Raw genomic sequence first — 4,945 nt, forward strand, 5'->3', positions numbered from 1 at the left:
CATTCGTGAGAATGGGTGGGGAGCAGTCACAATCGCATTGCTCTAACAAGGTCAGGTCTAACAAGAGCTTCCATTCTCATCGACCTCATGTACAATCATCCTCAAATGGAGAGGGGCTTTCCCACTCGGCGCTGGGCTTTCGACTTTGTCGGAGGCCCTTCTGCTTTCTGAGATTGCAGAAGAAGGCCCTCGAACGTTTCGAGGGCCTTTGGTTTAGTTGGGGAGCGCGATCACTTCCTGCGGCATCTCTTCGCCCGACTCGGCGCCGTCTCGCCAAAGCTTCCGCCTGAGAATCGAACCGCTCCGGCTCTTCGCCTCCGGCTCCAACACCTCAAACCCGATCGAATGGGCCGTCAGGTCCGCATACTGCAGGCCTGCGGAATTGAAGGTCTTGGGACACATCGTCAGTTCAAAGGGATAGCGGCAGCCGTCCGCATTCTCTCCGTCGCAGACGCCTTGCGCCGCGGCCAAGAAACGCTTGTCTTCCGCCGTGCCGTGCGACTCGCAGATCACGTGCCAAGTGCGGTCCGCCTGACCTTTCGCACGGGTGAACGCGTAGAGGCGCCGCAGGCCCTCCCTCATCGCGAAGGCGCGGACATCCTTCGAAGCCTCGCCCTCCCGGCTCAGCCGATCCTTACGGACGACGACCTCGATGACCGACATGTCCGAGCGCTCGAGGATCCCGACCATCGCGTCGAGAAATCCCTTGCGGGACGATTCCGGGACGTCTCGAAAATCGCCCTCCCGCTTGAGGACGTCACGATGATCAAAGATCACCTGATCGTGGCCGAAGTAGTCGAACTTCAGGCACTGCAGGGCGGTTGCGGTCTCCTCGGCGAAGCGCTTCTTCCCGAAGATGCAGAAGGTGAGCGCGTATGCCGGCGCCTCGGTCGGGGAGGCTTTGAACGACGGGCCGTTTTCGCCCAAATAAACGATGTAGTCGGCGAATTCGGAGGGATTCTCCATGGCGGGACTCCTTTTCGTTTTTGTTCTGCGGAGTCGTCGCGCGTCCTCGTTCGGGCTCCAGGGGTTGGTTGACGGCGCTTCTTGGTCGCGTAAACGCCGAGACAAACAGAAGTCTAAACAAACTCGAAGAAGGACCATCCGGGGTCTCCTGAAAAGTGACAACACCGCTACCGCCGCAATCCATCCCCCGATATTCCAAGTTGTGTTTTCCATCAAATCCGGATCCCCCATCAACCCCCTGCCCGCAGCACCCCAAGCGCTCCCAAACTTGTCGTCCTCCCGAACCCGTTGGAAAGACGGTATCCTTGGATCGTCGACCTCACCACTGCCCGATTCCCCTGTGAACATCAACCCCCTCAATCTCCTCGGCCAAGGCCTTTCGCTCACCGCCGACCTCGCTTCGCTCGGCGTCCGCACGGGCGTCACCGCGGGCGCGATCGTCGTGAAGGGCACGATGCGCACCGCCGAAACAGCGGTCGGCCTCGCCTCGGCCGCGGTCTCTTTGAACGCAGAGAAAGCCGAGGCCATCGTGGAAGACTACGTCGAGGGCATCGCCCGCGGCGTCGAAGGCGTCTGCAACACGGCCGAAGCGCTCGGCAGCGACCTCGAAGCCTACGCCACGGGCGAGCGGCCGACCTTCCTCACGGAGACGAACCGCCGGCGCATCGCCAATCTGGGTGCGGTCGGCCTCCTCACCGCCTTCGGCGCGAACGCCTTTGACGTGAGCGACGTCAAAGACCTTGCCGACGCAGCCGACTCCCCCTCTTCCGACGGCCTCGTCTGCCCCGAGCACGGGAGCGGCTGCGACGCCGTGGTCTCGGGCGACGAGGCGAAGCTTCAGAGCGTCATCGCCGCAGGCGAAATCGACGGCACGACCCACGTGGATGAGGCGGACGTCTCGCGAAGCGCCGCGGAGCGTTCGGCATTCCTCGCCCAACACGGCTTCGACGGCACGCCCGAGGGCGCGCAGGTTCATCACGTGCATCCGCTCTCCGAGGGCGGCGCCGACGAGGCGGAAAACATGGTGCTCGTCTCGGAGGCCGACCATGACCGGATTACGGCCGAGCACCGAAGGTTCTACGGCTGGAACGGCTGATCGGTCGGCTGGTCGGGCAGAGCCGCCCGCGCGCCGCAGCGCGGCTCAGATCCGGCGCCGCCGCGCCGCCATCCAGCCCGCGGCCGCCCAAAGGACGATCATCACCGCGGCGAAGTTCCAGCCCGAGATCCAACCAGCCGCCCCGCCCGTCTCCAGAAGAAGCCCGAAGATCCAGGGGCCCGTCCCCGCGAAGAGGTACCCCACGCCCTGCGCCAAGGCCGACATCGCGAGCATCTCCCGCGTGCCGGACGTTTTCTCCGCCATCAGAAGAAACGCCACCGAGAGCATCGCGCCCTGGCTCGCCCCCGCGGCGATCGAGGCGGGAAGAAGCCAAGCGCCGCCCGCCGTCCAACCGGCGACGCCGAAGAGGTAGAGGCCGGCCAAAACGCACTCGGCCGTGCGTTCCGACCCGCACCACCGCATGAAGCGGGGCGTGAGCACCGAGGCGGGCAGTCCGCTCACGAGATAGATGAAGAGCCACGTCCCCGACATCTCCGCGCTCGTCCCGAGGTTTTGGAGCCACCCGGGCAACCACGCCGCCACGGTGTAGATGAGGAGCGACTGCACGCCCATGACGCCGATCAGCGCCACCGCGGTGGGCGAGCGCAGGAGCCTTGCGAAGGCTCCCGAGCCGGAGTTCGCGGACGTCGCAGAAGAAGCGGAAGAAGCGGCGTCCACCCCCTTCGGAGCGCGGCAGCGCCAAAAGACGAGCGCCGCCGCGGCGACCACGCCCCACGCGCAGGTGGGGGCGGCCACGCCGAGGGCGTCGGCGAGCGGCACGGCCGTGAGGCCGCCCAACGCGCCCGAGAGGCCGACGACCCCCGTGTAGATCCCCATCACGCGCCCGACCGAGCCCGAAAACGCCGTCTTGATGACGACGGGGATGAGGACGTTCAAGATCGCGATCCCGAGCGCGGCGACGCCCGTCGCCGCGAGGAGCGGCCACCATGAGGGCACCGCGCGGGCGAAGGTCCCGAGGAGGACCAGAAGCACCGCGAGCGCCGCCCCCTGCCGGAGCCCGAGGCGGCCCGCGAGCGGCGCCGCAGCGAAGCTCCCCAGCCCGAAGAGGGCGATGGGAAGCGCGGTGAGGACCCCGAAGTCGGTCGGGGTGAGGGAGAGCAGCGCGGAGAGTTCCGGCCCGAGCGGCCCCACCATCGTGACGGGGCCGCGCATCACGAGCGTGACGGCGAGAAGCGCCGAGAGCGCGGTGAGCCCGTTGAGCTCGGCCGACGCCCGGGCGGGTGCGTCGGCGTCGTCGGCGTTGCACGGAGGATCCTCGGACGGTGCGGTCGGCGTCATGGAAAAGGGTTGCGTGGAGGGTTGCGTGAAACCCGCCCGGTCGGAGACGAAGGGTCGTCCCGGCCGACGGGTGGTGTTTGCCGAATCCTAACCGCGTCCGGGCCTCTCGTGAAAGCGCGGTCAAAGAATCACCGGCGATGCGGCGCGGGATGACGATTTCGTGGGCTCAAGCGCAACAAAGTGATACCAAAGCACGAATCAACCGAACGAAGCCCCCGTGTCCCTCCCCGCTCTTCGGTAGTATGGTGAGCCTTGAAGATCAGGGCGAATACCGATTCGTCCGCTTTTCTCTCCATAAGAAAGGTTGTTTCAATGTCGAAGAAGACCATCCTCCTCCCGATTCTCTGCGCGGTCTCGCTTACCCTCGCGGGCTGTGCCGCCGACGGTCAGCGCTATCGCGCCGACACCTACTCGACCTCCGGCGTCAACCGCGCGCAGGAGGTGACGACGGTGGAAATCCTCGCGATCAACCCGGCCAAGGTCGCCGTGGACAATTCTAGCGCGGGGAGCCGCGCGCGCACGACGGGCGCCATTCTTGGCGCGATCGCCGGGGCGCTCGTCGGCCAGGCGGTCGACTCCAACACGCACAACACGCTCGTGGGCGCCGGCACCGGCGCCGTGGTGGGCGGCCTTGCGGGCGACGCCGCCTCGGGGTCGGGCTCGACCTCGTACGTCGACGGCGTGCAGCTGATCTACAAGACGAGCGCCGGGCGCATGTTCCAGTCCACGCAGGTCGGTCAGCCCTGCGAATTCAAGACGGGCACCGCGATCCTCGTCGCGCCCACGCCCGCCGAAACCCGCATTCAGCCGAACAACCCCTACGGTTGCCCGAAGTAAGAAGTCAGGAAGGATTTGAAAATGATGAAGAAGACGTTGGGCGTCCTCCTCCCGCTCGCCGCGGCGATGAGCTTCGCGCTTCCCGCCTCGGCGGCCGTCTCGGAGTTGTCCGCTGAGGAAGCGGCGATCTACCGCACGCAGATGGACGCGAACATCCAGGCCGTCAAGCAGCAGCAGGAACAGATCGAAGCCGAAGCCCGCGCCCGCGCGGAAGTCCGCCAGAAGGCGCAGGCCGCGCAGCAGAAGGCGAAGCAGGAGGCCGAAAACAAGGCGAAGGTCGAACGCGCCCGGGCGGAGCGCATCCGCGCGCAGCGCGAGGCCGAGCTCGCCAAGGCCAAGGCCGAACGCCAGGCGAAGCTGGACGCCTACTCCGATCAGGAGCGCGAACTCTCGATCGAGCTGAAGCGCCTTGAGGTCGAAGCCAAGCGCGCGCAGGTTGAAAACAGCGTCGCGCAGGAGAAGGCCCGTGCCGAACTCGCCCGCGACAAGGCGCAGTTGGAGCTCGAACAGCTCCGCACGAACATCCGCGTCCTTGAAGCGCAGTCGATCGCGCCGGTGGACGCCAAGCAATAAGACGAGGGAGTGGCCTCCCCTTCCGAGGGAGGCCCGTCCCGAAGCTTCACGGAAGCCCCGCAGACTTCAGGTCCGCGGGGCTTTTCTTCATGATCCTACCGGCCGGGAAGGCGTCAGAAGTTCTCCGGATCGTAGAGGTCGTCCAGGGTTAAACTGGTCGTACGGAGAGTTTCC

General features: G+C 66.0%; 5 protein-coding genes. 3 read left to right on the forward strand and 2 right to left on the reverse strand.

The genetic code is table 11. The annotated features are described in order from the left end of the window. Positions 1-213: 213 nt before the first annotated feature. Positions 214-966, reverse strand: a complete 753-nt coding sequence (locus tag HMPREF9440_RS01460) for a DUF3800 domain-containing protein (protein ID WP_008540797.1) — start codon at positions 964-966, stop codon at positions 214-216. A 340-nt stretch (positions 967-1,306) separates the two neighbouring features. On the opposite strand from HMPREF9440_RS01460, the gene HMPREF9440_RS01465 reads away from it, so the two are divergent. Beyond that, entirely contained in the window at positions 1,307-2,062 is a 756-nt protein-coding gene (locus HMPREF9440_RS01465; RefSeq protein ID WP_008540798.1) for an HNH endonuclease signature motif containing protein, read from the forward strand. A gap of 45 nt (positions 2,063-2,107) precedes the next feature. On the opposite strand, the gene HMPREF9440_RS01470 is transcribed toward HMPREF9440_RS01465, so the two are convergent. Next, positions 2,108-3,361, reverse strand: a complete 1,254-nt coding sequence (locus HMPREF9440_RS01470) for an MFS transporter (RefSeq protein ID WP_008540799.1) — start codon at positions 3,359-3,361, stop codon at positions 2,108-2,110. A 312-nt stretch (positions 3,362-3,673) separates the two neighbouring features. Here HMPREF9440_RS01470 and HMPREF9440_RS01475 point away from each other — a divergent pair, with 312 nt between their 5' ends. Together HMPREF9440_RS01475 and HMPREF9440_RS01480 are read left to right on the forward strand one after the other, a co-directional pair. Then, a complete protein-coding gene (locus HMPREF9440_RS01475) occupies positions 3,674-4,198 on the forward strand; it encodes an outer membrane lipoprotein (protein WP_008540801.1) in 525 nt (174 codons plus the stop codon). 21 nt (positions 4,199-4,219) lie between these two features. Continuing rightward, the gene (locus HMPREF9440_RS01480; protein WP_008540802.1) at positions 4,220-4,771 is read left to right on the forward strand and encodes a hypothetical protein; all 552 of its coding nucleotides are present in this window, start codon (positions 4,220-4,222) and stop codon (positions 4,769-4,771) included. The last annotated feature ends 174 nt before the right edge of the window (positions 4,772-4,945 follow it).

The organism is Sutterella parvirubra YIT 11816 (assembly GCF_000250875.1).
GTDB classification, from domain to species: domain Bacteria; phylum Pseudomonadota; class Gammaproteobacteria; order Burkholderiales; family Burkholderiaceae_F; genus Sutterella; species Sutterella parvirubra.